Below are 23,548 nucleotides of genomic sequence, written 5' to 3' on the forward strand. Positions count from 1 at the left end.
CATGCGAAAAGTTCGAGTAAAAGCCGTTCACTATCCAAGAAACTGGCGAGTTTCTGCGCCAGCGTCTCGATGGGCACACTGAAGCCAGGACTCACGTGTACAGCCCCGATCACGAGGTAATCATCGGCTACAACGTGCAGAGCCATCAGCAGAGCCTTGGACTACAGCCTGAAACGCTGGACTGCGCTGTCGCGCTATCTCGAAGACGGGGCCTTGCCCAATGATTGGGCCGAGAACCAGATCCGGTCGTGGGCCGTGGGTCGTAAGAACTAGTTTTTGCAGGTTCGCTGCGCAGCGATAAACGGGCGGCGGCGATCATGAATTTGATCCAGTCAGCGCGACTCAACAGGCATGATCCGTATGCTTATTTGAAGGACGTCCTCACGCGCCTGCCGATGCAGCGGGCCAGTAATATGGCGCAGTAGCTGGCGCATAACTGGTAACCGATTTAGTCGCGCAAGACGGGGCGGCGCCAACAGCTGTCGCAGTATAAAAAATAGCCCGCGTAAAAAGGGTTGTATAAACCTTTCTGGATCTATCTATCTTCATAGCCGTTCAATATCCGGAGAAATAAATGAAGAAGATGACAGCTGAATTATCCGGTTGATATAAGAAGATTCTTAAAATCAGAAGCGTCGAGCTGACAGGGTTTAGTGCGCACTCGTAAAAGCGTCCGTCGCTGCAAGATACTGTAACAACTTAAATTTGGCATGGAATGCAATTGCAAGTCCAATAGCCCCTTTACAGGGAGACAGCCATGCTTACCACTCAACTGATTTTGTTGGTCGTTTTTGGAGTCGTCGTCACCGCTTGGGGTGCCAGACTAGATATAAATAATCACAGGAAGGAAAAAGAAGCTCAGCGAGCACAGAACAACGATCAGCACTAATCCCGCGTCATAAGCAACTAATAAAAGATCAGCGCTAGTTGAGTTCCCCTTTTTTAGCCTCGGCTGTTGGTGCCAGCTCATCCCGCAACCCAAGTAATAATGCCATCGGCACACGGTGCGCCCTTGTTGCTGACTACGCGCTGAAACGCACGCTTAAGGTTGACGGGTGCAACCACCCGCGCCATAAGCGTGTCCGACTCCGCGATCGTCCACGTCACGGACGCCGTCGATGCTTGACCCGTGTCAGAGTCTTCCTCGGATACCATCCGGGACTCGGAGTAACAGTTTTCTTTTGGAATATAATCTGCGTTTCACATGCTTCCTTCAGATTCGCAGTCACCCGCGACACCCGTACCTCTGGCTTCTTCCCCTTGCCGGGAGTACAGAGAGTTTCTCCACCAAGTCACCAGCGGGGCCACCACAGCCAAGCTGGTTGCGCTAACGAGCAACGCCCGTATTATCGCGCGCTAAATTAAACACCAAATCCAAGTTAGCCGAGTGTAAAAGAAGTGAATGTCGGGAACGGCTCGAATGATCAGATATCGGGCTGTTGCTTCTGTTCAATAGTGTCTGCTGCAGAAGAATCGTTGTATTTGGTCTGGGCTGCCAAGGCCTTTTGCGCGGCGTCAGTGTGGGCCTCCACCTGGCTGGCCTGGAACGCCTCCCAACGGGCGCGGGCCCGGTCAGAACCGTCTTCGGCAAAGGCAGCGGCAGAGATGACGGACAATAGGCCGGCCATGACAAGGGTGGACAGTTTCATAGAATTAATTTCCTGAGGTAATAACGGAGGGTGTCGCTTGGGCGATATGAAATTTATAAATGGCACTTTAGGAAGTGTCGTTATTAATTGACCGCAGTGATCATCAGTTTTCGTTCGGGCAACCTCCTTGAACCAGATAGTCCAAAACATGCTCCCGCCCCTGATGGTCCAGGTAATCGAGACGTGCGGGAATCACACCGCACTGGCCCGATGTATCAGTAACTGATATGACTTTTGCGATATCCATAGAAACATAGAAGCCAGTCTTGTCGTGAATCACCGGTGAATTCTCAGTAGTATCGGCAAAAACTAAACCGCTGGTGAGCAAGGTAGCAAATCCAAGCATAAACAACTTCATTTAATTACCTCTATATTTTTGTAGTTTCTTGTTAGCTGATAATGAGCCTACAGCAACTAACCCGACAGAAATAATCTACGAACAGAACAATGACAAAGTTATAGTTCAATCTCGCCCCATCTTAAGATTCATGAGCTGTAACTGCATGAGATGTGTATAGGGCTAATGAGCCGAACACTCACAATTGAGATACCGCCTAGAAAAGTCTGATTCCCCATCGGGATGAAAGGAAGGAACGACCTCCTGAGACAAGTTCAGCGCGAAAAAATGGACGACAAATGACCATGGTATTTCCATTAGCAAGTAATGCGGGATGAGTCGGTAATTAATTCGAATTTATTCTTCCACTTTCACCCGACATGCACGATGACATTTTTCGCATGTGCGCCATGCCCTATCGGCATGGCTTGCGTCCCCCTGCCCAACGAGAGTTTGAAATCTACCTATGCGGCAACATCGCCTTAATGCATACCAAAAAGGCATGCGACCTATCAAAAACAAGCAATGGTGCATATGTCAGCTATCGATAACGATGTGTCACACCTCATTGGTGCTGCTCGGCACCACTCGGTGACCCGCACATTCCACTTCAGTCCGCTTGGAGCTTCACTGTGAAAACAATCTTGCGAATCGCCACCGCTCTTAGTTTGGCGGCACTCTCCTGCGGTGCATCCGCCGCTACAACTAGCTGTGACACATCGCATTCCATGAGCATTCAACTGCTCGGTTCTGGTGGCCCAATCTCTGACGACGCTCGTGCATCATCGGGGGAGATAGTCTGGATTGATGGAAAGTCGCGACTGCTCATTGACGCTGGCGGTGGTACGTACCTGCGCTTTGGCCAGGCGCATGCCCGATTGGAAGACCTGAACTTCATCGGCATTTCGCATTTCCACACAGACCATAGCGTCGACTTACCCGCCATCTTGAAGGGCGCGTATTTTATGGCCTCGGGTCACACAACCGCACTGGTCGGTCCGGATGGATCTGACTCATTCCCGAGCATGACGGAATTCTTCCATGACACGTTTGCTGCCAAAACGGGCTCGTTTGCCTATCTCGAGGGTCTGCATGATGGTAGTGATGGGCTGAATCTAAAGATCAGCCCGATTATCAACGTGGATCGCCACGCCGAGAAAGCCTCCCTCGTCTATCAAGACGCCGAGGTTAAGGTTTATGCGTACGGCATTCCGCACGGTGATGTGCCGACCTTGGCATTTCGCATCGAAGGCAAGTGCGGCACGATCGTGATCTCCGCGGATCAGAACGGCAGCCGTGCCGGGTTCGTCGACTTTGCCAAGGGCGCTGACATTTTGGTTATGCCAGCTGCCATCGATGACGATGCCGACGACACCTCTAAATTCCTCCATGCAACACCCACGGTCGTTGGCAAGATTGCCGCAGCCGTCAATCCCAAAATGCTCATCCTCAATCACTTCATGGGTAAGTCTTTGAAGAATAAGGATAGCAACGTCGAAATTATCAAACGCTACTACCACGGCCCGGTTTACGCAGGTCGTGATCTGTCGCGCTTCGAAATGCCATGACTCAGGAGCATCCAATGAAACACACCTTCGCACTATCCATCGCCGTAGCTTCGCTCGCCTCGCTCGCCGTCATCAGCCAGCCGGCTCACGCCGGTGAAACCCCACCACCGGCCACTGCCAAGACCACCACGGGTGGTGGCAAGTGTGCCAGCGGTAAGTGCGGCACCGAGAAGATCTACGGCCAGGCCAAACTCAGTCAGGACCCACAGGGTCGCTTGGTCCGCACACGTGACGGTAAATGTGGCCTGACCGCTGAGGGTTACGACATCGCCGAAACGACCCAGAAGAAGCTCTCCGAAGGGGTTTGTGGCCAATGATCATCCAAGGACGAGGGCTTGGGCTCCGACGTGAGTTTGCCTCGTCTCTCGCCAACGGCCCCATCCGGAATGACTTCGACTTTTTGGAAGTCGTACCCGACAACTGGATGGGGTTGGGTGGAGAGAGCATGGAACAACTCGACGCCATCGCGGATAAATATCCAATGGTTGCACACAGCTTGAGCCTGTCCATCGGCGACGCACAACCGCTGGATATGAATTACTTGAGCGCAGTGAAGACCTTCCTGGACAACTACGACATTGCGATCTATAGCGATCACGTCAGCATGTCACGCGATAGCCGCGGCTACCTTTACGAGCTGATTCCGGTAAGTCGCACGCAGGCCAGCCTGCAGCTGATGGTCGATAAGATCAAGGCAGTGCAGGATTACCTGTCCCGGCGTATCGCGCTGGAGAACATCTCCTACTACTACGATGAGGAGGGGCAGATGGCCGAGACCGAATTCATCGCTCGGCTGATCGACGCCTCAAGCTGCGGACTGCTATTGGATGTCAACAATGCGTATGTGAACTCGCGCAATCACGGATTCGATCCGCACGCATTCATAGATGCATTACCAACGGATGCGGTGACTTACTTTCACGTTGCCGGCCATCTGGATAATGGTCCTCAAGAGCGGGTCCTGGATACCCATGGAACCGACGTTTCGGTCGCCGTGCTTAATCTGGGTGCCTATGCGGTTCATCGGTTCGGTGAGCAGCCCATTGTGCTGGAGCGCGACAACAATATACCCAGCCTTGACGAGCTATGTGAGGAACTGCGCGGCATCCATGAGGCCATGACCGGCTCGACCGGGAAACTGCAATGAACGTTCGCATCGCACCAGAGGTCACCAGCGAAGCAGAGCGTCGGTGTCAGGCCGTTCGCCGCGGTGATCTCGGCCCGTATGGAGAGTTGGTCCGGGTGAACGCGCAAGAGCTAGTCACCACGATGTTCCCACGGTTTACCCAACATCGCGGTGCCGAGCGCCTGCGCCAGGATATCGACGCATTTTACAAATGCTTTGGCGCAACGCGGGCCGAATTCATTCACCTTGCGACCGAGTTTGTCCGCTTCATGCAGCCGCGCCTGCCGCCAGGTATCGGGCGGCCCCTTATCGAGTACGAATGGATGCTGTTTGACGTAGAGGTCGATAAGACCCCAGTCCCCTATCCCGATGGACAGGAGGCGCGTCGCCCAACCCATGTTTACCTCAACCCCACCGTGCGATGGCTGGCCACTCCCTTTGATCTGCATACGGACGACCAACATGCGGCGCAGGCACTGCTAAACCACGATGCGCCTTATGCCTATGCCATCTTTCGCACATTCGACCATAGGGTCATGACGCAAAGGCTTTCAAATCACGACATCGCAGAACTGTCCTCCTTCACAGACGGCGAGCGGCTCATATCGCCACAAGAGTCAGCACACTGGTTCACCCACGCGCTTGCGCACGAACTCATTACTTCACACCACGAATAGTAAGGCATCACCATGGCTAAACTGATCGCACTTCTGAATCGCGGCCTCGAAAAGTCCAAAAAGTTGGATTTCGTAGCGCTCCTTTCCATCCGTTTGTATCTGCTGCCGACCCTCTACGAGGGCGCCCACGCCAAAGTTACCGGCTTCAGTGGACTGGTCGAGTGGTTCGCCACTCCAGCGGCTCAAGGCGGTCTCGGCATGCCTTTGCCCACGCTGATGGCCACGCTTGCTACGGGAACCGAAGTAGCAGGACTGATCTGCATTGCCCTGGGTCTGTTCACCCGCATCGTCACTATCCCATTGGCGATATTGATGACCGTCGCCGGTCTGGCTGTCCATTGGTCCCACGGCTGGGCCGCGATTGCCGACAAATCCACCGAAGCCAGTATGCGGCTCAGTGGTCTCATGACTTGGCTGCAACAATCCTTTCCGGGCCGCTTCAACTATGTAACGGAATTGGGTGACCCAATAATCCTCAACAACGGCATCGAATTCACGGTGACCTACGCCATCATGATTATGGTGCTGTTCTTCTATGGCGCAGGTCGCTATGTCAGCGCAGACCATTGGCTGGCCAAGATCTTCCCGCGTTGGCCGAAGTGACCATATAGCTAGCGTGGCGGTTCGATTCAGGACGCGCCAGGTAGCCCCTTGGTCAATGTCACCAGGCATTTTCATCAACGGCCGGCGACGGGTAACAGCTAAACCCAAGCCGGGCCCGTGGGTTCCGTTTAATTAGCTTTGGGCTGAGTTCGCTACTCAGCCCTTTTTTTGCCTCTTCACAAAGTTCCAAAAGACACAGAAACGAGAACGCCATTTGATTGATGATATTCGCGCGAGCACATACATCTGATAAGGCGCTCTCATCCGGCTCACCCGAGCAAGGAGAGTAATTCGCGCTCGGCCGGCCCATCAGGGACAGCCGCGCGACGCACAATACTCAACGTTCGGCGTAGCGTGAGCTGCGCGCAGGGTAGAGGGATGAGTACGTCATTGGCCACTTCATCGGTGATACTGATGGAGGGCAGCCAAGCGATACCGCCACCATGAATGGCAGCCTGTTTGATGGCCTCGGTGTTGCCAAACTCCATGATTGATCCTTGCTGCACACCCAGGTCTTCGAGTACTGCCGCCACCAATTCGCGGGTGCCCGATCCCACCTCGCGCATCAGCAATGGCTCGTCATCGATATCCCCGGGTTTAATGGCGGTAGCATCGGCCAACCGGTGCCACGCGGCGACCACTGGCAGCAAGTCGTCCTCGCGAAAACGGGTAGCGGTCAATCCTTTTATATGCAAAGGACCTTCAATAAAGCCCAGCGAATAGCGCATATCTGCAACGGCTTCAGAAACCTGTTCCGTGTTATTCACGAAAAGACTGACCTTTACACCTGGGTTGTTATTGCGAAAACGTGCAAGAACGCGCGGCAAGACATAGGTGCCGATAGTGCTGCTCGCCGCTATGGATAAGTGCCCAATCTTGGCGCTTTCGAGTTCCTTCATTGCTAGGTCAGCCGTTCTGGCAATATCAAAGAGCCGATCGGCATATCCGGCAAGAACGTCGCCGGCATGCGTCAAACGCATACCACGCGGTTGGCGTTCAAAAAGTGTTAGACCGAAGCGCTCCTCAAGTTTTCGCAATTCGCGAGACAACGCTGGTTGCGAAATGTGCAACGCCTTTGCACAGGCCGTGATGCTGCCGGTCTTGGTAATCGTATGAAAGATTAAGAGATGATGAAGGTTCATTTAAGGGAAATAATCATGGCTATAAGCGAATGCTGGCGGGTACTCAGACGTTCCAGGATCTGGACGATGCAGTCAGCGCTAATGAAACAGCACTCACTTGGCACCCAGGCTGAGTAAATAAAGAGAGGTCATGCAGGAGGTCAGGTTGGCCGCTGACCTCAGGCTCGCAAGCCTGAGGCCGCTATTGATGAGTTGACTATTTAGCCAAAGACGCCAGGCATGGCGAGACGAAAAGATGTCCTCGATACGCGCCAGCAATCGTCCTGGAAACCACGATCAACCACAGGACCGCCAACACCAACACCAAGCATCCGCCAAAAACATTGAAAAAGATGGAATGCAGAATAGCGCCCAACTTGAGAGTCGTGAGGGCATAGACGCCGATAGGAAAAGTAAACCCCCACCACCCCAGATTAAAAGGAACACCCGCCTTAAAGTAACGGACCGTGATGAGGGTGGCCATTGCCATCCACCACAACCCTAGGCCCCAGAAAAGAATGCCGGAAATCAGGCCAATGCCTTGAGCAACCTCGCCAATCCCTTGCAATCCCTGCACCGAAAAGATCGCGGGAGCGTCACTGCCTATGACCAGCATGCCCAACGCACCCGTACCGATAGGCCCCAGGGATAACCAGCTGGATGCAGCCATGCTTTCGTGGGGAAGTTTGTGCAACGCCATGCGCAACAGCAGGATGACCAGAATGCTCAGCGCGACAGGAACCGAATAGGCCCACAGTACATAGCTGGTAATCAACATAACAAATTGCGCGCCGGTATCGAGCAGGTGCGGAGCCAGCGCCCCACCACTTGCAGCCGCGACTTCCGCAGCGACAACTGGCAGCAACCAGACGGCCGTCATTTGATCGATGCTGTGCTCTTGACGGGTGAACATCATGTAAGGAATCAGCACACCGCAAGCGAGCGCCATGACCACATCAATCCACCATAGGGCCTCAGCCAACGGTATGACCGCTGAGCCCCAACGAGCACCGCCGAACACTATAAGACCATTGATAAGGGTCGCAAGCCCCATCGGAATAGTGCCGAAGAACATCGAGACCGTGGAGTGCCCGAAGATCTGCTTGGCCTCGTCAAAAAACATGATCCACCGAGCCATGTACATCGCACTGAAGGTACAGAACAGAAGGATATTGAACATCCAGAGCCCTTCAGCAATGGACCTCAAGCCAGGGATGGCTAGAGGAAACTGAGCCAGGGCCAAGGCAAGAATGCCGGTGCCCATGGTCGCTGCAAACCAGTTCGGCGTGAATTGGCGTATCGCATCGCGAGGTCGACTCAAATGGCTAAGGGGTTTGGCTCCCGCATTGATAGTTGCGAGATCTTTAAGCGACATGACAATCTTCCTGATGTATGTGTGGCTGAGCGTGCGCTCATTTTTTGGGTGAGTTGCTTATCGCAATTTCGCGGTTCGGCAAAGAACAGCCTCTTCGGGCAACTCTCGACTTTTTGAAGAGGCTGTATCCAGTATCAGAATGTTGGTCAGTGCGACTTCATCCCCGCCGCCTGCATGAACAGTCGGATCAGCATGGCAAACACACCTAGTGCCGCCACGCTGCCCACATAAATCACCAGCATCCAGCCCAACTTCTGCCGCAGTAGTGGCTTATGCTCGGCCGGTTCAACAATTGTCTTACTGTCCATTGGAGCAGCCCTCTGCTAGTGGTAACCGTCTTCGTGGGTAACCTTGCCGCGGAACACGTAGTAGCTCCAGAAGCTGTAACCCAGGATGAACGGGATAGTGAACAAGGTACCCAGCAGGAGAAAGCCCTGGCTTTGCGGTGGGGCAGCAGCCTCCCAAATTGAAATGGACGGAGGCACGATGTTCGGCCACAGACTGATGCCCAAACCGCTGTAGCCGAGGAATACCAGCAGCAGGGTCAGCAGGAACGGCGTGTAGTGCGCGTTGCGCGCCACCGCCTTGAGCAGGCACCAGGTTGTGATCAGCACCAGAATCGGCACCGGCAGGAACCAGAACAGGTTCGGCAGGATGAACCAGCGAGCGGCAATCTCGGGATGGGTGAGTGGCGTCCAGATACTGACGATAGCGATTACCGCCAGCAGCACGAGAACCAGCGGCCGAGCCAGGTTATGCATCCGTTCTTGCAACTTGCCTTCGGTTTTCATGATCAGCCAGGTACAACCCAGCAAGGCATACGCGACGATCAGGGCCAGGCCACAAAACAGGCTGAAGGGTGTCAACCAGTCCAGCTCACCACCAGCGAACTGCCGATTGACCACCGGTATACCATCGATGAACGCCCCCAGCGCCACGCCCTGGAAGAATGTGGCGACCAGCGAACCACCGATGAAGGCTTTGTCCCAGATATGACGCTTGTGTTCTTTAGCCTTGAAGCGGAACTCAAAGGCCACGCCCCGGAATATGAGCCCGAACAGCATCAGAATCAGCGGCAGATATAATGCCGATAATACCACCGAGTAAGCCAGCGGGAAGGCACCGAGCAGCGCCGCGCCACCCAGTACGAGCCAGGTCTCGTTACCGTCCCAGATGGGGGCGACGGTGTTCATCATCACGTCACGATCGGTCTTGCCCGGAATGAACGGAAAGAGAATGCCAATCCCCAGGTCGAAGCCGTCCATGATCACGTACATCATGATGCCGAAAATGATGACCACGGCCCAAATCAATGGAAGATCAATACCCATAACTCAGTTCCCCTTCTTGTTCGGGCTAAGGCGGTGATCGCCTTCAACGGTGTCGTCGGTAGCGGAAAGACCAGAACCTGCGTGGCTGATTTCTGCGCCTTCGTTGGTCTTCGGACCTTTGCGCACCAGGCGCATCATGTAGCCGAAACCGGTACCGAACAGCGCGAAATACACCACCACAAACAGCACCAGGGTAAGGCTCATCTGTGCCACGCTGTGGTTTGAGGAAGCATCGGCAGTACGCAACAGGCCATACACCACCCACGGTTGACGACCGATTTCGGTGGTGAGCCAACCGGCGAGAATCGCGATCAAACCGGACGGCCCCATGAACATCGCCAAGTACAGAAAGGGGCGGCACTGGTAAAGCGTTCCGCGTTTGCGCAACCACAAGCTCCACAATCCGGTGAAGAGCATCAACATGCCGAGGCCGGCCATCACCCGGAACGACCAGAACACGATGGTCGAGTTCGGGCGATCTTCAGGGGCAAACGATTTCAGGGCGGGAACCTGTTTCTCCAGGCTATGGGTCAGTATCAGACTGCCCAGGTATGGAATTTCGACGGTGAATCTAGTCTTCTCGGCTTTCATGTCCGGCCAGCCGAACAGAATCAGCGGTGTCGGTTCGTTACCACGGTTTTGCCAATGCCCTTCAATCGCAGCGATTTTTGCCGGCTGATGTTCCAGCGTATTCAGGCCGTGCATATCACCGACCATGATCTGAATGGGCATGACGATCAACGCCATCCACATGGCCATCGACAGCATGGTGCGGATCGCCGGGTTATCACGGCCGCGCAACAGATGCCAGGCAGCCGATGAACCGACAAAGAAGGCGGTGGCAACAAACGCAGCGATCGACATGTGTGCGAGGCGGTAGGGTAACGATGGGTTGAAAATGACCGCCAGCCAATCCGTCGGAATCACCTGCCCGTTAACGACTTCGAAGCCATTGGGGGTTTGCATCCAGCTATTGGACGCCAAAATCCAGAAGGTCGATATCAGCGTTCCAAGAGACACCATTACGGTCGAGAAAAAATGCAGTCCGCGCCCGACGCGGCCCCAGCCGAACAACATCACACCCAGAAAGCCCGCCTCAAGAAAGAAGGCGGTGAGCACCTCATAGGTAAGCAGCGTCCCGGTGACGGGACCGGCGAAGTCCGAAAAGCGACTCCAGTTGGTACCGAACTGATAGGCCATCACAATGCCGGACACCACGCCCATGCCGAAGTTGACCGCAAAAATCTTCGACCAGAAGTGGTACAGATCACGGTAGGTGTCGTTACGGGTCTTGAGCCACATCCCCTCAAGAACGGCCAGGTAACCCGCCAAACCGACGGTGATGGCCGGGAACAGGATATGGAACGACACCGTAAATGCAAACTGCATTCGCGCCAAGTCTAATGCCTGTAGGTTGAACATAACTGCCCTCTTATATGCAGATAAAGCATGACTGCAACAGTACTTTTAAGTAAGTGACTGCGCTCTACATTACCGATGTACTTTCTCTGCCGAGATGGCACGCGGAACCACGAAAGATAAGCCGGCTCAAGTTTTTTAAATCAGCAAAAGATCATAAACCAAACTTCAACCACCAGAATTGAATACAAAACGCAATTCATTGGAACACAGTGAGTCTTGACTTAAAGACTCCGTCTTTGAATGAGTGTTAAACCACGCGAAACTGCTCCTCCATAAAACCCCACAGTTCGCTTTTTCCAGGAACTGTAGAAATGGAGCTCAGCAAAGCCATTAAGAACAGCTACGACCTGTACGATGCTCATACTTCTTATGCGTGATAACGCGCTTTAGTAATCCTTCTGATGTGAAGGTGTGTAGTTTAAGTCATTTTCTTATCGGCTTTTTACCGTATTATCGGCAAGCCTTATCGATTTTTTCGATAAGGCTTTTAACGGGGCATCTCTGTCGTGAACATGACGCTTAACTCAACATTTAATCAAGGCGATGCTACAAGGCACAAACAGCTGTCGACAATCATGACCCATGAGGTGATTGAGGCTCGATTAACTCAGCAGTATGGCGAACGGAGTGCGTATAAAAAATCGAGGTTAAATCGCCGACAAGCGTAGACGCCCGAAACTATGACAAAGTTCAGGACATTTTTTCTTTCGTGTACGCCGGCATTAGGGTTCTTTAACGGAGGGAAGAGGTGCAGTTTCTCGGAAAAAACGACCTACCGATTTCATAAATTAAAGCCTGGCGCTACAGGTAAACGATCTCCATCATCAGGGTTGCGTTATAACTGCCAACCGCAGGTAACTCCTGTGCGCCGAGTACCGGCTTGACCGAAAGCTTGAGATTCAGCGCTGTCGCCTCGACCAAGAACGTCAGTGGCTCGCCAAAATTGAGATCCACTTCGCGGACAGTGCCTGTCACGTCGCTCAGACGGGTTTTCAATCCCAGTTTGTCCAACGTGGTACGCAACGTAGAGGCGTCGTAGGCGCCGTTGCCGGCAGTGAAGCGCAATTGCACCTTACTGCCCTGCGTACATTGGAAACCCAGGGCAACGTCTGTCCACTCGTTAAGCCCCATTTTCAATGAGTTGAGACTCACGCTGGGAAGATCAACGCTTTGCGTCGCCCCAAAATTGGCGGTACAGGGCGGCTTGATAAGGCTGCCGCTGATGTCGAGACGAGTGGTATCGGCGGCTATGGTCTTGGTGGAGCAAAGCATGACCGCAGACAATAACGTCCCCCACAGCATCACCCTGATGACCGTTGACATATCACAGGTACTCGATATTGATCATCGTCGAAGCACTGAAATTACCTTCGGTAAGCGCACCCGTCGCAACGAGCTTTGCCTTCATGCTCAAGTCTACGGTGCCGCTTTGCTTGGTCAGCGTACGTTTTGCCCCTGTGATATCAACTTCCGAGCTGTCGCTGTTCAGCGTCAGCGTATACGCCAGATTGGCCTTGTCTGTTGCCGCCTGGGTGGTCGAGCCAGCCATGACGCCCGATGCCTTGACGCTGACACTCAAAGAAGAGTTCGCCGGGCAAGTCAGCGTAACGGGCACTGGGATCACCGGCGCGGAGGAAACCTGGTCATAACGCAGGCTGCCGAAATTCACACTCAACGTCTTGCTGCTGGTCACCGTGCAAGGCGGCCTGGTGAGCGTGCCAGATACATTAATGGTGACAGTATCGGTAATCGCGAGTGCAGACCGGCAGGTCAGCATCACGACAACTGCAGCGGTCAGCGAGAAAGGCAATTTCATGATCGAGTTCCTTTAGAAGATCAGGGATAGACAATGTTCAGTGTGTACTGGCTGGAAAAATCCCCGACAGGGGAACTGCCAGCATTGAGCTTGGGACGGAATCCAAGTTGGATGAGGTTGCTACCCTTGTTCATTGCAAAATTGCGCGGTGTGTTAAAGACAACGGCAGAGGTGCTGTCGACCCATGTGGCGGCCATGGATAAACCGTCAAGGGTAGTTGCGGATACACCAGGGGAACCATTGACCGCGCTTTGAGTCGGTACAAGCGTGACATTGACCTGCGTGGCTGCGCTGCAGCTCAAGCTGATTTCAGCCACCTGCTGCGACGAGGCGAAGTCGTTGCTCGTAAGCGCACCGAACCCAAGGGCAAGATGGGACGCTGAGCTGATGGAGCAAGTAGGTTGAACAACCGTGTAGGCGAAATTCACCACCCCGATGGCGACTTTACTCGCGAAAGCCACATCGGTTCCATATAAGGTCACCCCTCCAAAATAAAATCCTGGCGTGGTCCTAGTGGTCCCAGAGATGATGAAATCGTATGAAAGAGTATCACCGACGTCTAGGTACCCGTCACAATTGCCCGGTTCAAAACAAGCAGTATTTGCTGGAGCACTCTCATAGGGCACGTCATAACCAGTTGCCGCCGCCACTACCGTTAAGTCTCGCCCCGTGTTGGACTGCCCATGCTGGGCTTGGGTGTAGTATCCACCTAGCGCAATGATTGAGTTGACTTTGCAAGTTCCTGCAAAGCGGGTCTGGAAAGGACTAAGTGGAATGACCTCTTTTAGATTCACGGTCATCTCGGTGTTGCTGCAAGTTAAACTAAGCACCGGGTCCGCAGACATAGCGTATCGACTGGCCAGACTGCAAAAAACAATTAAAAAGCAGCACCGGATTTTTCTTATCCAGATAAATTTTCCCATTGTCAGATCACGCATAGGACCACCTCATTCGTTATGGTCAGCCATTATTTTTTTGGAGGGAGTGCAAGTGACCTTGAACTGACCAATACCCGTTGCCGGCAGGCTGTATTGTTTTAAGTCCAGGTCCTCGCTACACCAAAGTTTTTCGTTAACCTTGATGACCAGTCGGAATTTGTCCGGCACGCCGGTCAGGAACACCCTGCCCTTGTCTGCAATCATCGCGTCGCTGAGCAAGTTGTCTTCCAGATCGAATACTTGGGCTTGTGCTGCAAACGGCGCGGGCGTGCCCTGCTGTGTGGTGACACTGACCAGCAGGCGACGACCGTTATGGGTCTGAAAATTGGCCAACACGAAAGCGCCGCGGTTAGGCGTGACTTCCTGGACCAGTGCAGGAATATCGACATCATCGGATAACGAGTCAGTGTTGAGCGACACTCGGTTATTACGATAAGGTTGGGCCGACGAAATAATCGTGTAGCCACTGCTGTTGGTCTTGACGCCGCTTCGGGTCAACACGCCGACATCGGCGGCACCGGGTGTGGCCACGATAATGTTCGTTTCCCCCAGCGGCTGAGAAAACATCACTGTATCCCGCGTGGCGACGACAGCCCCTTCTACGCCAAAGTCCAATTGCCGATTGTTTTTATCGCTGTTGTACGAACCGTGCCAAATTCCATTGGCACCGTTGTAACGTGCGGCAACCGAACCTCCCACGACCCGTTCATCATTACTGACCTGCTGGTTGACGCCCAAGGTGTAGGACAGCGCATCGTCCTGGAACTTGGAGCCGCTGAAAGTGGCTGAGCGAGTGGCTCCGCCGTTGGAATCCTGGGTGCTGCTCAAACCAATACGGCTGCTGCTGCCAGGCTGTCCCAGAGGAATGCTCACACTCAAGGACAGGCTGCGAGTGTCATCACCGCTGCTGTTGTTCTGCGCCAGCCCCAGGTTGTAAGAGGCATAGCCCACGCTGAAACTGTAACCCAGCTGCAACGACGTGTTGCTCTGGGCCATATTCCAGTAATCGGTCTTGGTAAGGCTGGCGAACATGCCACCGTAATCGCCTAATTGCTGCGATACGCTGGCTGTAAAGCTGCTTTTCATATGGCCTTGCAGGTACGGCGAAAATGCCCGGCTGCTGTCCAGGGCATCATCGACATAGGGGGTTAACGAACGATTACTGCGCGCATTGACCGCCTCATTGAAGCTGTAATAACCGCTCGTGGAATAGCGATAGCCAATCAGGCTGAAGTTGGTATTAGTCAGGTCTAACGTCTTGGAATAGCGAAAACGATAGGACTGACCCGAAAGCGTTTTAGCCTCAGCCCCCATGTCATCGCTGACCGCATGGGTCACGTCGATGGAAATCGCACCGACGCCGGCAAAATCATAAGCAAAACCCAATAGCGATGATTTGTATTGATCACTGACTATGGCGCCGCCAAACAGCGTCGTGCCGTCGCTCAATCCGCGGCGCAACGTGCCCAGCACAAAGGCTGGTTTTTCCTGGCTGATCGCCCCATCAGCCGGTCGATACTGCCCTGCCGTCAACGAGTAGCTTTGCTGGCCTTCACGCATCATGTAGGGCACCGAAGAAAATGACTGGGTGTAGACCTGACGCTCGCCATTGGGGCCTTCAACACTCACCTCGATATCGCCATTACTGGAAGTTGAATAAAGATCCTTTAAGGCGAACGGACCGGAAGGCACCCATTGTTCACTGATCACGTAACCGCGCTGGCGTAACGTGACCAATGATCGACCGTTTGCCACGCCACGCACGACGGGCGCGAAGTTGCGCGAGTCTTCAGGCAGCATGTCCAGGTCCGACTCAATGCCGACACCGCGAAAGGAAATGGAGTCGAATAATTCGCTATCGGTAGAGCTCTCGCCGATTGTGGCAATGGCCATCATGTCGCCCAGATCGCGCTGGGCATAGGAATCTACCGATTTCCAATTGCCCTCTACGTTGGTGCTTTTCTGCCAGGTCGAAAAATTACGCAAGCGCCAGGCACCAGTATTGATACCGCTGCGCAAACTACCGAACTGTGACTGACGATTGCCGTACGGCGCTTCGTAATGGCTACCGGAAAAATTATAGTTGGAGAAGGCTACTTGCTCCCCGTCACTCCAGCTTTTACGCCTGACTGCAAACGGAACGCTGCCGATGTACGCCTGCGGAATCTGCAGATCCAGATGCTGCTTATGAAAGTCGTAGCTATAGGTGATATCAGCCAAATCACTGTTGAAGTAGACACATTGGTCGGCACTGATATCGGCCTGAGCAAGCCGACTCGATTCAACCCCCAACGCGGCCAGGTCATCAACACTGAAACAGGGGAACAATCCCGTGGGAGTCGGTTTCTGATTCGCTGCTTCCTGAACGAATCGTACGTCACGTTGCTCTACCTTCCGATTATCGACGGTCACATTGACACGGTACACGCCCGGCAATTGCCCCTTGCTCATGGTCTTGACTTGCTCAGCAACTTCGGTCGAAGTGCTACCTCCGCCAATTTCCAGAAATGAAGCATCGAAGCTGTAATCCGCGTAAACCACAGGGGTTGTCAATCCTGAAGTAATCAGGGCAAAGCAACTCCAATACTTGGGTAGGCGCGCATAGGCACACATGCGCAAACGAGGCATGAGAGAGTCCTTTCTTTAAGATTTAGAACCTTAATGCTCAGTGAACTGTGACGGGATCTACCTTGACGGTGCTGCCGTATTCATTTATGTAACTTAGTACAATTTTATCGCCCGATTTAAGTGCTTGTGCGGACTGCAGCGTACTAGCGGGCTTAATGACTTCAGGAAAATCTTTATTAATGGTGTTATTAACCAATACCTCACTCACCACTACATTAAAACCTGAGCGATTACTAACACTCAGTTTGCCATCGTCAACGTTCCACTGCAGTTGATCGACAGCCTCCTTCAATGATCCCTTCAAGTGTTCCGGACGATAAAAAAGTTTGATCGTCGTTTTCAATGCAATCTGCAGTACGTTCTGACTGTGCTGCTCGGGGCCCACCGCCGGGATAGCCTTGACATTGATAAAGAACAAACTCTCCCTATCGTCGGGCAAGTGCTGTACGTTGGTTGCGATTATTCGCAGAATATTCTGACTTTTCGCATCGAGTCTAAACAACGGCGGAGTAATAATAAATTCATCGGCACTGGTGTCGCGATTGTCATAAGGACTTACCCAAGACTGAACCAAATAAGGCGAATCATCATCGGTATTGGCCAGAGAGAGATTCGCCTCTTTGTCTTTACCTTGATAAACCACGCGTGTGGTGCCCACGTTGACGCCCGCCTGAAGCTGGGGCAACCAAAAACACGCCGCCAGAGCCGTAATGGCCGCAACTTTTAAGCGCATGATAAATAGTCCTCGGTTAACACCAGGGCTCGCTGCTGAATGCGACCCCTGGCGTTAATATCATGATTACTTGTAGGTCACATCGAAACTGGCCAGTGCATTCACCTGACCGGTGCCGATACCGCGAACACCAGGCTTGCCATCAGCACCCTCTGTGTCTGCAACCAGACGCACATAGGATGCGGTGAAATCAAAGGTATTGGACTGCGGGCGCAACACGTAATCCGTGCTGGCGGTGTTGAGGGATAGCTTGGCTCCGGTGCGGGCATCGTTGATTTGAATACCGACCCCCGCTACCTGATTGGCACCGGTCATGCCCAGGATCGTTGGATCGGAAGACGATTGCTGTCCGCGGAAGGTGATCGCCGCATTTTTCAACGTCGCACTGCTGCAGTTTTCCAGCGAGATGGAAAACGGAACGGATCCAGCGGTGGCGCCGACCGTGTTGGCAAAGTCACCCACGCGGACCTGCCCCAAATCGACCGACTTCTTCACGTTTTCGGTACTGATGGTACAAGCGTTGTCGTTGATCGAACCCGTGAATTCAACTTGGCCGTCCGATGCCTGCGCGCTGACGGCGGCCATCAGGATCAACAATGAGGAACCACACAGAGCGGTGCATTTACAGATACTCTTAACCATGAAAGTTACCCTTAGCTGTAGTAGATGTGCCATTACATCATTTAACGTCCCTGTTCCACGGCTTGCCGTAGCAGGTGATTCAATGATGTACTGGCACATGCACCCAGCCCATAAGACGATTCTTAAACGTCACTAATCTGCACGAATAAAAATGCGCGGCAAGGCAACAATGCTGTTCACTTACTACCGGTAGTCGCATGCGCTCATGCACGCTCTCGTTTGTTCCCTAAGAAGATCAGGCAATCCACTTTCGATCTCCGGTAAAGCAGATGGTCAACCATCGTGTCGCGCCCGGCTTGCCAAGCTTGGCGGAAATCTGTTCCCTGAGTGCATCTAGCTTTCCCACATCCTGCAATTGATAGTCCATCGGCAACACTACATGAATTTCGATAAACCGCGCGCGTCCATGTTTCTGAACATACGAGACGTATTCGGAAAAACCCTGATTAGCTTTAACCTCGTCCATCACTCGGCGAACTTTTTCATCTAGCTGATCTGGGACGATCCCAAGTACATCGCGTAACGCTGGCCTTAAGATCTTATGCGCCGGTGCGAGCATGCTCAGCCCCAACAGGATCAGGATAGATGGATCGACGTAAGCGGCCCATGCGCCATAGCCTTGCGACTTGAGCACCAACGCGGTGAGAAAGCTAACCAGCAAGCCGATCGAAAGCATTGCATCCACCAGCCAACTGATATTGTCGAACTGGATCAGCGAAGATTTCAACGTACGATTGCGATAGCGGACGTAGAAGAAATAGCCCAAACAGACGATGCTAAGCAGTGCAGCAAAAGGGATCACTATGCTCAATTCGACTTCGCGACCACCATTGATTATGCCGAACATACCGCTGAGGAAGGCGTAAATTGCAATCAATAACAGAAAGCTGCCCTCGATGAGCAGTACCATCGGTTCCAGGTGCCAGAAGCCAAACTGGAAGCGCTGGTTGCTTTCCTTGGCAATCAACTTGGCGGTGATCAGCATTAGAACTTTGATGAAGGTTGCGACCAACGAAAAAAACCCATCGAACAAAATCGATTGGGAGCCAGAAAAAAAACCCGTGATGATAGCGGCAATTGCCACAGCAAACATCAGAGCGGTCGATTGTTTGAGCATTGCCTGCTCAACACGGTTACTCACATAGCCTCCTACGACATAATTCAACTCGCCGCATAGCGCGGCTAGTCTTGCGAAGCTTAGTCTACACCACAGCCTTTTACGCAGCCCCGAGAAATATACTAGCAAATGTATATAAGAATCGTCCTATATACGAACACACAATCCTTGTCCCGGAAAGCTGCCATAGGGCTACAAAGAAATAATTATTGATATTTAGGAATCGTCTTATGTTCCTATCGTTATAGCTGTGTAGTAGCGTGATCAATCAATGAAAATCGTCATATGAAAATACCAAAAGCCTGACCGAGCCAGACAGTCCTCTGCGGCTTATAAATTCTTACGACACTAAACTAAAGCGATGCGACCTCTACGTCAGCGAATAAACACAAAGAACGCCAGTTTTAGGAATCGCCTGATACCCGCTCAAATACCCTATCGATAGGGTAGTCAGATGAAACTGAAGAACTACCTTTACCAGATCAATCCCCTCCTCTCTACGCCAAATGCCGCAAGACGTTTGTTGCGTATTTTTGGCGTGGTTTTGCTCGTTGGCATACTAAGCGGCGTCTACAGTTTTCTGCTGCTGACGTTCAACGCCGAAGTGTCGCGCAGACGCAGCCACATGAGCAGTGCAATTGCTGAAGCCCATACCTTTTTCACCACCCGCGAAGCGCTGCTCGAAAGCCTTAGCCTGTCGGCGATTCGCAAGCCCGATGGCGTAAAGCCGCAAGTATCACCGGAAGAAATCCATTTACTACTGGGCAATACGCGCGGCAAGCAATGGAGCATTTGGCTGAGCGAGCGGATTCGGCAATATCTGAGGAGCAAGCAGGTCAACTTGCTGTACGTCAGCAGTGGCAACAATCTTCAGGTGAAAAGACTTTATACGGCGACACCGATCGTGGCCGACTTTCCCCAGGCAATGCTCGAACGCTTGCAAGCGTTGAAAGGTGAGAATTCCAGTGCGATGGACGAGTTGTGGCTGACCAATCAATCGTCCAGTCATTCTCAGTTATACATATTCATTCGCCTTGATGCGCACGACCTCGATTCCGGGTGGTTGGGACTTGAGATGGACGGCCGCGAAGTATCCCATGCGTTGGATGATCAAAGCGCTGGGCAGTTCATGATGTTCAACCCCGACGGCATGCTGGTGTTCAGCAACAGTCAACCTGCACAGATCTGTAAAAATCTCATGCAAATGCAGCGTCAGAATTTCTTTGGCTTTGTTGGAAAACATTTCCTGCCCGATAATCTGGTGATGCGCAAACAATTGAAGTCATCCGACTGGCAGTTGGTCTACTCCATCGATTTGCGTGATGTGCTCATCGCACTATGGCCACGACTTGGCGGCGCCCTACTGTTCTGCCTGTTCAGCATCAGCCTTGTGTGGATTGTGATTCGACGCCTCGAAGATCGGTTTATCATGCCCACCATCAGTCGGATCCAGGCACTGGTCGAAAGCGAACTATTCAGTAGCGACGTGATTCAGACCGCACCCGTTGCGCTGTGTGTACTGCGGCGCGCCAACGGCCAGGTGGTGCTGGAAAACACCTTGTCACAGCAATGGCTGGGCCAGAGTGGTGAGCGTGAACGGCTCAGTCCGCGCTGGATCTACCAGGCATTCGATGAGATGAACCCGCAAGTCACTGACTACTTCGAAGCCGCCGACGGCCGTCACCTGTACCTGAGTTGCGCGCCCACCCGTTACAAGGGCGAAGACGTCTTGCTCTGCGCCTTCAGTGACATCAGCACCCGCACTCAGATTGAAGATGCGCTGGATCAGGCGCGGCAACTGGCCGATGCAGCGAACGAAGCAAAAACCCTGTTCCTGGCCACCATGAGTCATGAAATCCGCACGCCTTTATATGGCGTGTTGGGCACCTTGGAATTGCTGGCCCGAACCGAATTGGATGCGCAACAAACCAACTATCTGCGCACCATCGAAGGATCATCTGCGACGCTGTTGCAATTGATCTGCGATGTACTCGATGTATCGAAGATCGAAGCCGGGCAACTGGCACTCGAACTCACAGAGTTCAGCGTACTCGAACTGATTCACGAAGTGATCCAGGGATACGCAGCAGCAGCCCACGGCAAGGGCCTTGATCTATACGCGGTGATTGATCCGAAATTGCCGGAACGGATGATCGGCGATGTGTCGCGCATCCGCCAAATTCTCTACAACCTGCTGAGCAACGCCGTCAAATTCACCGACGCGGGTCATATCGTCCTACGCGTGAGTCTGATTGGCCGCGACGGCGAGCGCGCCAACTTGTTCTGGCAAGTCTCGGACACTGGAAAAGGCATCACTCAGGAGGACCAGACACGAATTTTTGAGCCCTTCTACCAAACTCGCGGCCACGCCAACGTGATCGCCGGTACTGGCCTCGGTCTGCCCATCTGCCAGCGCCTCACTCACTTGATGAATGGCAGTATCCGCGTGGTCAGCGAACCCGGACTAGGTAGCAGTTTTTCGCTGACTCTCTCTTTGGAACAGCCCTCAAGCCCCGCGTTGAATGACAGTTTCACGCCGCTGTTGCCAAAAGTGGTGTTTGTGCTTTCACCCGTTCGCGAACTCGCGGAAGCCATGAGCGGCTGGTTGCGTCGATGGGGCGCACGCCCGCAACTCGATCGCCCTTCGCGCGGCGCCGATACGCCAGACAGCGTGCTGCTTGAGTTGCATCCCGGTTGCTACGAAGCGCGCGTGGCCCCTGAATGGACGGGGCAGCTGGTGATGGCCACCGGCGAGGGCTACAACGAACCCCAAGCAGGTTCCGGCGGCTGGGTCGTCAACATCAACTATCTGGAGGCCATTCATCAGGCCGTCAGCCGGGCCCAAGGGCTTTCGGCAATCAAACCGGAAAATGACAACCTGCAATGGCAGCTGAAAAAGTTGCATTTGCACATACTGGTGGCTGAAGACAACGTCATCAACCGGTTGATCCTGCATGACCAATTACAGGAACTAGGGTGTACGGCAGAACTGGCCGGCAATGGTGAGGAGGCACTGACGATGTGGCGCAGAGGTCGCTTCGACATGATTCTGAGCGACGTCAACATGCCGCGCAAAAATGGCTACGAACTTGCGCGAGAGTTGCGCCGCATGGGTTGCAACGTGCCGATCATCGGCGCAACCGCCAACGCCATGCGCGGCGAAGAAGCCCTGTGTCTGGCTGCTGGAATGAACCATTGTCTGGTCAAACCTTTCACGTTGCAGGCCTTACACAACCAACTGGCGCCTTACGAAAGAACTTCCAATGAAACCACTTAGTATCCTGATCGTTGAAGATCACCCGTTCCAGCAACTGTATTTACGGAATCTGTTCAGCGAGCTGGGAGACTTTGAGCTGAAGTTCGCTCAAGAAGGCAGCGTAGCGCTGGACTGCCTGAAAAGGCGCGACTTCGATCTGGTGCTGACTGATTTGCTGATGCCGGGGATGGACGGCGTCCAGTTCATTCAGGGTTTGGCAGAATCAGGTTCGAGGCCCGCGCTGGCGATCATGAGCGTCGCCTCCCGACGCATGCTGACCAGCGCCAGCCTCGCAGCGCGCAATCTAGGCGTCAGCGTCATCGGCCTGATTTCTAAACCGGTCAAGAGCGGTGCATTGCGTAAGCTAACCGAGCAGTTGAGAAAAACGCATCAAGCCACCCAGCCTCCGCCCGGCCCGAAAATTGATCACCTGGCGATACTCGCGGGTCTGGACAACGGTGAATTGCAAGCCTGGTTCCAGCCAAAAAAGTCGCTGACCAACGGCCGTATCGTCGCAGCAGAGGCGCTGGCACGCTGGATCCATCCCGAGCATGGGGTGCTTTTGCCGGGTATGTTTCTGCCCGCCTTCAAGGCGTTTGGCCTGGAGGAAAGCCTGCTCTGGTGTATTCTCGAGCAAGCGATGAAGGCACAGAAACTATGGGACGTTCAAGGCTACGCGATTCCCGTGTCAATCAACTTGCCCACCCACTTGCTTAACAGTCCAGACCTGCCGGACCGGATTCTGCAATTTGTCCTCAAGCACCATGGCGTCCCGGCGATGATCTGTTTTGAACTGATGGAGTGTTCGATGCCCGACGATATCAGCAACTTCTACGCTGGTGCGTGCCGATTGCGCATGAAGGGATTCGGGCTTTCGCAGGATGATTTCGGTCAGGGCTACAGTTCGTACATGAATCTGGTGTCGACGCCGTTCACCGAACTGAAGATTGACCGGGCGCTGGTGCACGGCTGCGGCGAAAATGAAGAGTTGACTCTGGCCCTGACCAGCATCGTCGCACTTGGACGTCAGTTGGGTCTCACGGTGGTGGCCGAAGGCGTGGAAACAGCACAGGAGCTGGCGCTATTGCGTAGAATCAACTGCACTCAGGTTCAGGGTTTTCTCATTTCCCATGCGGTGTCATCATCCGAATTTCAGCAACTGCTGACCCAGGACGGCCCGGCTGTAGTGGATTGAATCCCTGGCGCACA

At 53.4% G+C, this 23,548-nt stretch carries 21 protein-coding genes and 2 pseudogenes; 8 read left to right on the top strand and 15 right to left on the bottom strand.

Going from position 1 to position 23,548, the window contains the following annotated elements:
• Positions 1-141: 141 nt before the first annotated feature.
• Positions 142-425, top strand: a pseudogene (locus CCX46_RS22535) (transposase domain-containing protein); the annotation flags it as partial.
• 562 nt (positions 426-987) lie between these two features.
• On the opposite strand, the pseudogene CCX46_RS30920 reads toward CCX46_RS22535, so the two are convergent.
• From CCX46_RS30920 to CCX46_RS22550, 3 genes and pseudogenes are all read right to left on the bottom strand, one after another.
• Positions 988-1,238 (bottom strand): annotated as a pseudogene (locus CCX46_RS30920) (group II intron reverse transcriptase/maturase); the annotation flags it as partial.
• A 186-nt stretch (positions 1,239-1,424) separates the two neighbouring features.
• The gene (locus tag CCX46_RS22545) at positions 1,425-1,649 is read right to left on the bottom strand and encodes a hypothetical protein (protein ID WP_127929378.1); all 225 of its coding nucleotides are present in this window, start codon (positions 1,647-1,649) and stop codon (positions 1,425-1,427) included.
• A gap of 103 nt (positions 1,650-1,752) precedes the next feature.
• Positions 1,753-2,007, bottom strand: coding sequence for a DUF2790 domain-containing protein (locus CCX46_RS22550; protein WP_127929379.1), 255 nt, complete (start codon positions 2,005-2,007; stop codon positions 1,753-1,755).
• Between the two features lie 611 nt (positions 2,008-2,618).
• Here CCX46_RS22550 and CCX46_RS22555 point away from each other — a divergent pair.
• Genes CCX46_RS22555 through CCX46_RS22575 form a run of 5 tightly spaced genes read left to right on the top strand, consistent with a single transcriptional unit; the run spans position 2,619 to position 5,960 of the window.
• A complete protein-coding gene (locus CCX46_RS22555) occupies positions 2,619-3,554 on the top strand; it encodes an MBL fold metallo-hydrolase (protein ID WP_127929380.1) in 936 nt (311 codons plus the stop codon).
• 14 nt (positions 3,555-3,568) lie between these two features.
• Positions 3,569-3,871, top strand: a complete 303-nt coding sequence (locus tag CCX46_RS22560; RefSeq protein ID WP_008041665.1) for a hypothetical protein — start codon at positions 3,569-3,571, stop codon at positions 3,869-3,871.
• A complete protein-coding gene (locus tag CCX46_RS22565) occupies positions 3,868-4,701 on the top strand; it encodes a DUF692 domain-containing protein (RefSeq protein WP_008041667.1) in 834 nt (277 codons plus the stop codon). The genes CCX46_RS22560 and CCX46_RS22565 overlap by 4 nt, the downstream gene beginning before the upstream one ends.
• Positions 4,698-5,357, top strand: coding sequence for a putative DNA-binding domain-containing protein (locus tag CCX46_RS22570; RefSeq protein ID WP_008041669.1), 660 nt, complete (start codon positions 4,698-4,700; stop codon positions 5,355-5,357). Before CCX46_RS22565 ends, CCX46_RS22570 begins: the two co-directional genes overlap by 4 nt.
• 12 nt (positions 5,358-5,369) lie before the next feature.
• Positions 5,370-5,960 (top strand): HvfX family Cu-binding RiPP maturation protein, encoded by a 591-nt coding sequence (locus CCX46_RS22575; RefSeq protein ID WP_008041676.1) that lies wholly within the window; start codon positions 5,370-5,372, stop codon positions 5,958-5,960.
• A 269-nt stretch (positions 5,961-6,229) separates the two neighbouring features.
• Here CCX46_RS22575 and CCX46_RS22580 read toward each other — a convergent pair whose 3' ends face one another.
• The 12 genes from CCX46_RS22580 to CCX46_RS22635 form a co-directional block, all read right to left on the bottom strand.
• Complete coding sequence (locus tag CCX46_RS22580; protein WP_032832643.1) at positions 6,230-7,102, bottom strand: LysR family transcriptional regulator; 873 nt, start codon at positions 7,100-7,102, stop codon at positions 6,230-6,232.
• A gap of 196 nt (positions 7,103-7,298) precedes the next feature.
• Complete coding sequence (locus CCX46_RS22585; RefSeq protein ID WP_127929381.1) at positions 7,299-8,456, bottom strand: TDT family transporter; 1,158 nt, start codon at positions 8,454-8,456, stop codon at positions 7,299-7,301.
• Positions 8,457-8,602: 146 nt separating this feature from the next.
• Positions 8,603-8,764, bottom strand: a complete 162-nt coding sequence (locus tag CCX46_RS22590; protein ID WP_008041684.1) for a DUF2474 domain-containing protein — start codon at positions 8,762-8,764, stop codon at positions 8,603-8,605.
• Between the two features lie 15 nt (positions 8,765-8,779).
• On the bottom strand, positions 8,780-9,787 hold the full coding sequence (cydB, locus tag CCX46_RS22595; protein WP_127929382.1) for a cytochrome d ubiquinol oxidase subunit II: 1,008 nt from the start codon (positions 9,785-9,787) through the stop codon (positions 8,780-8,782).
• A gap of 3 nt (positions 9,788-9,790) precedes the next feature.
• Entirely contained in the window at positions 9,791-11,209 is a 1,419-nt protein-coding gene (locus tag CCX46_RS22600; protein ID WP_127929383.1) for a cytochrome ubiquinol oxidase subunit I, read from the bottom strand.
• A gap of 801 nt (positions 11,210-12,010) precedes the next feature.
• Complete coding sequence (locus tag CCX46_RS22605; RefSeq protein ID WP_127929384.1) at positions 12,011-12,532, bottom strand: fimbrial protein; 522 nt, start codon at positions 12,530-12,532, stop codon at positions 12,011-12,013.
• A gap of 1 nt (position 12,533) precedes the next feature.
• Entirely contained in the window at positions 12,534-13,025 is a 492-nt protein-coding gene (locus CCX46_RS22610) for a fimbrial protein (protein WP_127929385.1), read from the bottom strand.
• Positions 13,026-13,045: 20 nt separating this feature from the next.
• On the bottom strand, positions 13,046-13,963 hold the full coding sequence (locus CCX46_RS22615; RefSeq protein WP_127929386.1) for a fimbrial protein: 918 nt from the start codon (positions 13,961-13,963) through the stop codon (positions 13,046-13,048).
• A 9-nt stretch (positions 13,964-13,972) separates the two neighbouring features.
• Positions 13,973-16,591 (bottom strand): fimbria/pilus outer membrane usher protein, encoded by a 2,619-nt coding sequence (locus CCX46_RS22620; RefSeq protein WP_127929387.1) that lies wholly within the window; start codon positions 16,589-16,591, stop codon positions 13,973-13,975.
• A gap of 37 nt (positions 16,592-16,628) precedes the next feature.
• Positions 16,629-17,324, bottom strand: a complete 696-nt coding sequence (locus tag CCX46_RS22625) for a fimbrial biogenesis chaperone (protein WP_127929388.1) — start codon at positions 17,322-17,324, stop codon at positions 16,629-16,631.
• 66 nt (positions 17,325-17,390) lie between these two features.
• On the bottom strand, positions 17,391-17,966 hold the full coding sequence (locus tag CCX46_RS22630) for a fimbrial protein (protein ID WP_127929389.1): 576 nt from the start codon (positions 17,964-17,966) through the stop codon (positions 17,391-17,393).
• A 235-nt stretch (positions 17,967-18,201) separates the two neighbouring features.
• On the bottom strand, positions 18,202-19,107 hold the full coding sequence (locus CCX46_RS22635) for a cation diffusion facilitator family transporter (RefSeq protein WP_127929390.1): 906 nt from the start codon (positions 19,105-19,107) through the stop codon (positions 18,202-18,204).
• Between the two features lie 430 nt (positions 19,108-19,537).
• Between CCX46_RS22635 and CCX46_RS22640 the strand changes: the two genes are divergently transcribed.
• On the top strand, positions 19,538-22,360 hold the full coding sequence (locus CCX46_RS22640; RefSeq protein ID WP_127929391.1) for an ATP-binding protein: 2,823 nt from the start codon (positions 19,538-19,540) through the stop codon (positions 22,358-22,360).
• Positions 22,347-23,534, top strand: coding sequence for an EAL domain-containing response regulator (locus CCX46_RS22645; RefSeq protein WP_008041712.1), 1,188 nt, complete (start codon positions 22,347-22,349; stop codon positions 23,532-23,534). The genes CCX46_RS22640 and CCX46_RS22645 overlap by 14 nt, the downstream gene beginning before the upstream one ends.
• The last annotated feature ends 14 nt before the right edge of the window (positions 23,535-23,548 follow it).

Origin of the sequence: Pseudomonas sp. RU47 (assembly GCF_004011755.1) — a bacterium.
GTDB lineage: Bacteria > Pseudomonadota > Gammaproteobacteria > Pseudomonadales > Pseudomonadaceae > Aquipseudomonas.

Excerpts from the sequence above, each read along its gene's own strand:
- CCX46_RS22580 (WP_032832643.1), bottom strand. The coding sequence starts at position 7,102 with ATGAACCTTCATCATCTCTTAATCTTTCATACGATTACCAAGACCGGC.
- CCX46_RS22615 (WP_127929386.1), bottom strand. The coding sequence starts at position 13,963 with ATGCGTGATCTGACAATGGGAAAATTTATCTGGATAAGAAAAATCCGG.
- CCX46_RS22630 (WP_127929389.1), bottom strand. The coding sequence starts at position 17,966 with ATGGTTAAGAGTATCTGTAAATGCACCGCTCTGTGTGGTTCCTCATTG.
- CCX46_RS22570 (WP_008041669.1), top strand. The coding sequence starts at position 4,698 with ATGAACGTTCGCATCGCACCAGAGGTCACCAGCGAAGCAGAGCGTCGG.
- CCX46_RS22590 (WP_008041684.1), bottom strand. The coding sequence starts at position 8,764 with ATGGACAGTAAGACAATTGTTGAACCGGCCGAGCATAAGCCACTACTG.
- CCX46_RS22575 (WP_008041676.1), top strand. The coding sequence starts at position 5,370 with ATGGCTAAACTGATCGCACTTCTGAATCGCGGCCTCGAAAAGTCCAAA.
- CCX46_RS22605 (WP_127929384.1), bottom strand. The coding sequence starts at position 12,532 with ATGTCAACGGTCATCAGGGTGATGCTGTGGGGGACGTTATTGTCTGCG.
- CCX46_RS22640 (WP_127929391.1), top strand. The coding sequence starts at position 19,538 with ATGAAACTGAAGAACTACCTTTACCAGATCAATCCCCTCCTCTCTACG.
- CCX46_RS22625 (WP_127929388.1), bottom strand. The coding sequence starts at position 17,324 with ATGCGCTTAAAAGTTGCGGCCATTACGGCTCTGGCGGCGTGTTTTTGG.
- CCX46_RS22610 (WP_127929385.1), bottom strand. The coding sequence starts at position 13,025 with ATGAAATTGCCTTTCTCGCTGACCGCTGCAGTTGTCGTGATGCTGACC.
- CCX46_RS22550 (WP_127929379.1), bottom strand. The coding sequence starts at position 2,007 with ATGAAGTTGTTTATGCTTGGATTTGCTACCTTGCTCACCAGCGGTTTA.
- CCX46_RS22600 (WP_127929383.1), bottom strand. The coding sequence starts at position 11,209 with ATGTTCAACCTACAGGCATTAGACTTGGCGCGAATGCAGTTTGCATTT.
- CCX46_RS22585 (WP_127929381.1), bottom strand. The coding sequence starts at position 8,456 with ATGTCGCTTAAAGATCTCGCAACTATCAATGCGGGAGCCAAACCCCTT.
- CCX46_RS22620 (WP_127929387.1), bottom strand. The coding sequence starts at position 16,591 with ATGCCTCGTTTGCGCATGTGTGCCTATGCGCGCCTACCCAAGTATTGG.
- cydB (WP_127929382.1), bottom strand. The coding sequence starts at position 9,787 with ATGGGTATTGATCTTCCATTGATTTGGGCCGTGGTCATCATTTTCGGC.
- CCX46_RS22545 (WP_127929378.1), bottom strand. The coding sequence starts at position 1,649 with ATGAAACTGTCCACCCTTGTCATGGCCGGCCTATTGTCCGTCATCTCT.
- CCX46_RS22560 (WP_008041665.1), top strand. The coding sequence starts at position 3,569 with ATGAAACACACCTTCGCACTATCCATCGCCGTAGCTTCGCTCGCCTCG.
- CCX46_RS22565 (WP_008041667.1), top strand. The coding sequence starts at position 3,868 with ATGATCATCCAAGGACGAGGGCTTGGGCTCCGACGTGAGTTTGCCTCG.
- CCX46_RS22645 (WP_008041712.1), top strand. The coding sequence starts at position 22,347 with ATGAAACCACTTAGTATCCTGATCGTTGAAGATCACCCGTTCCAGCAA.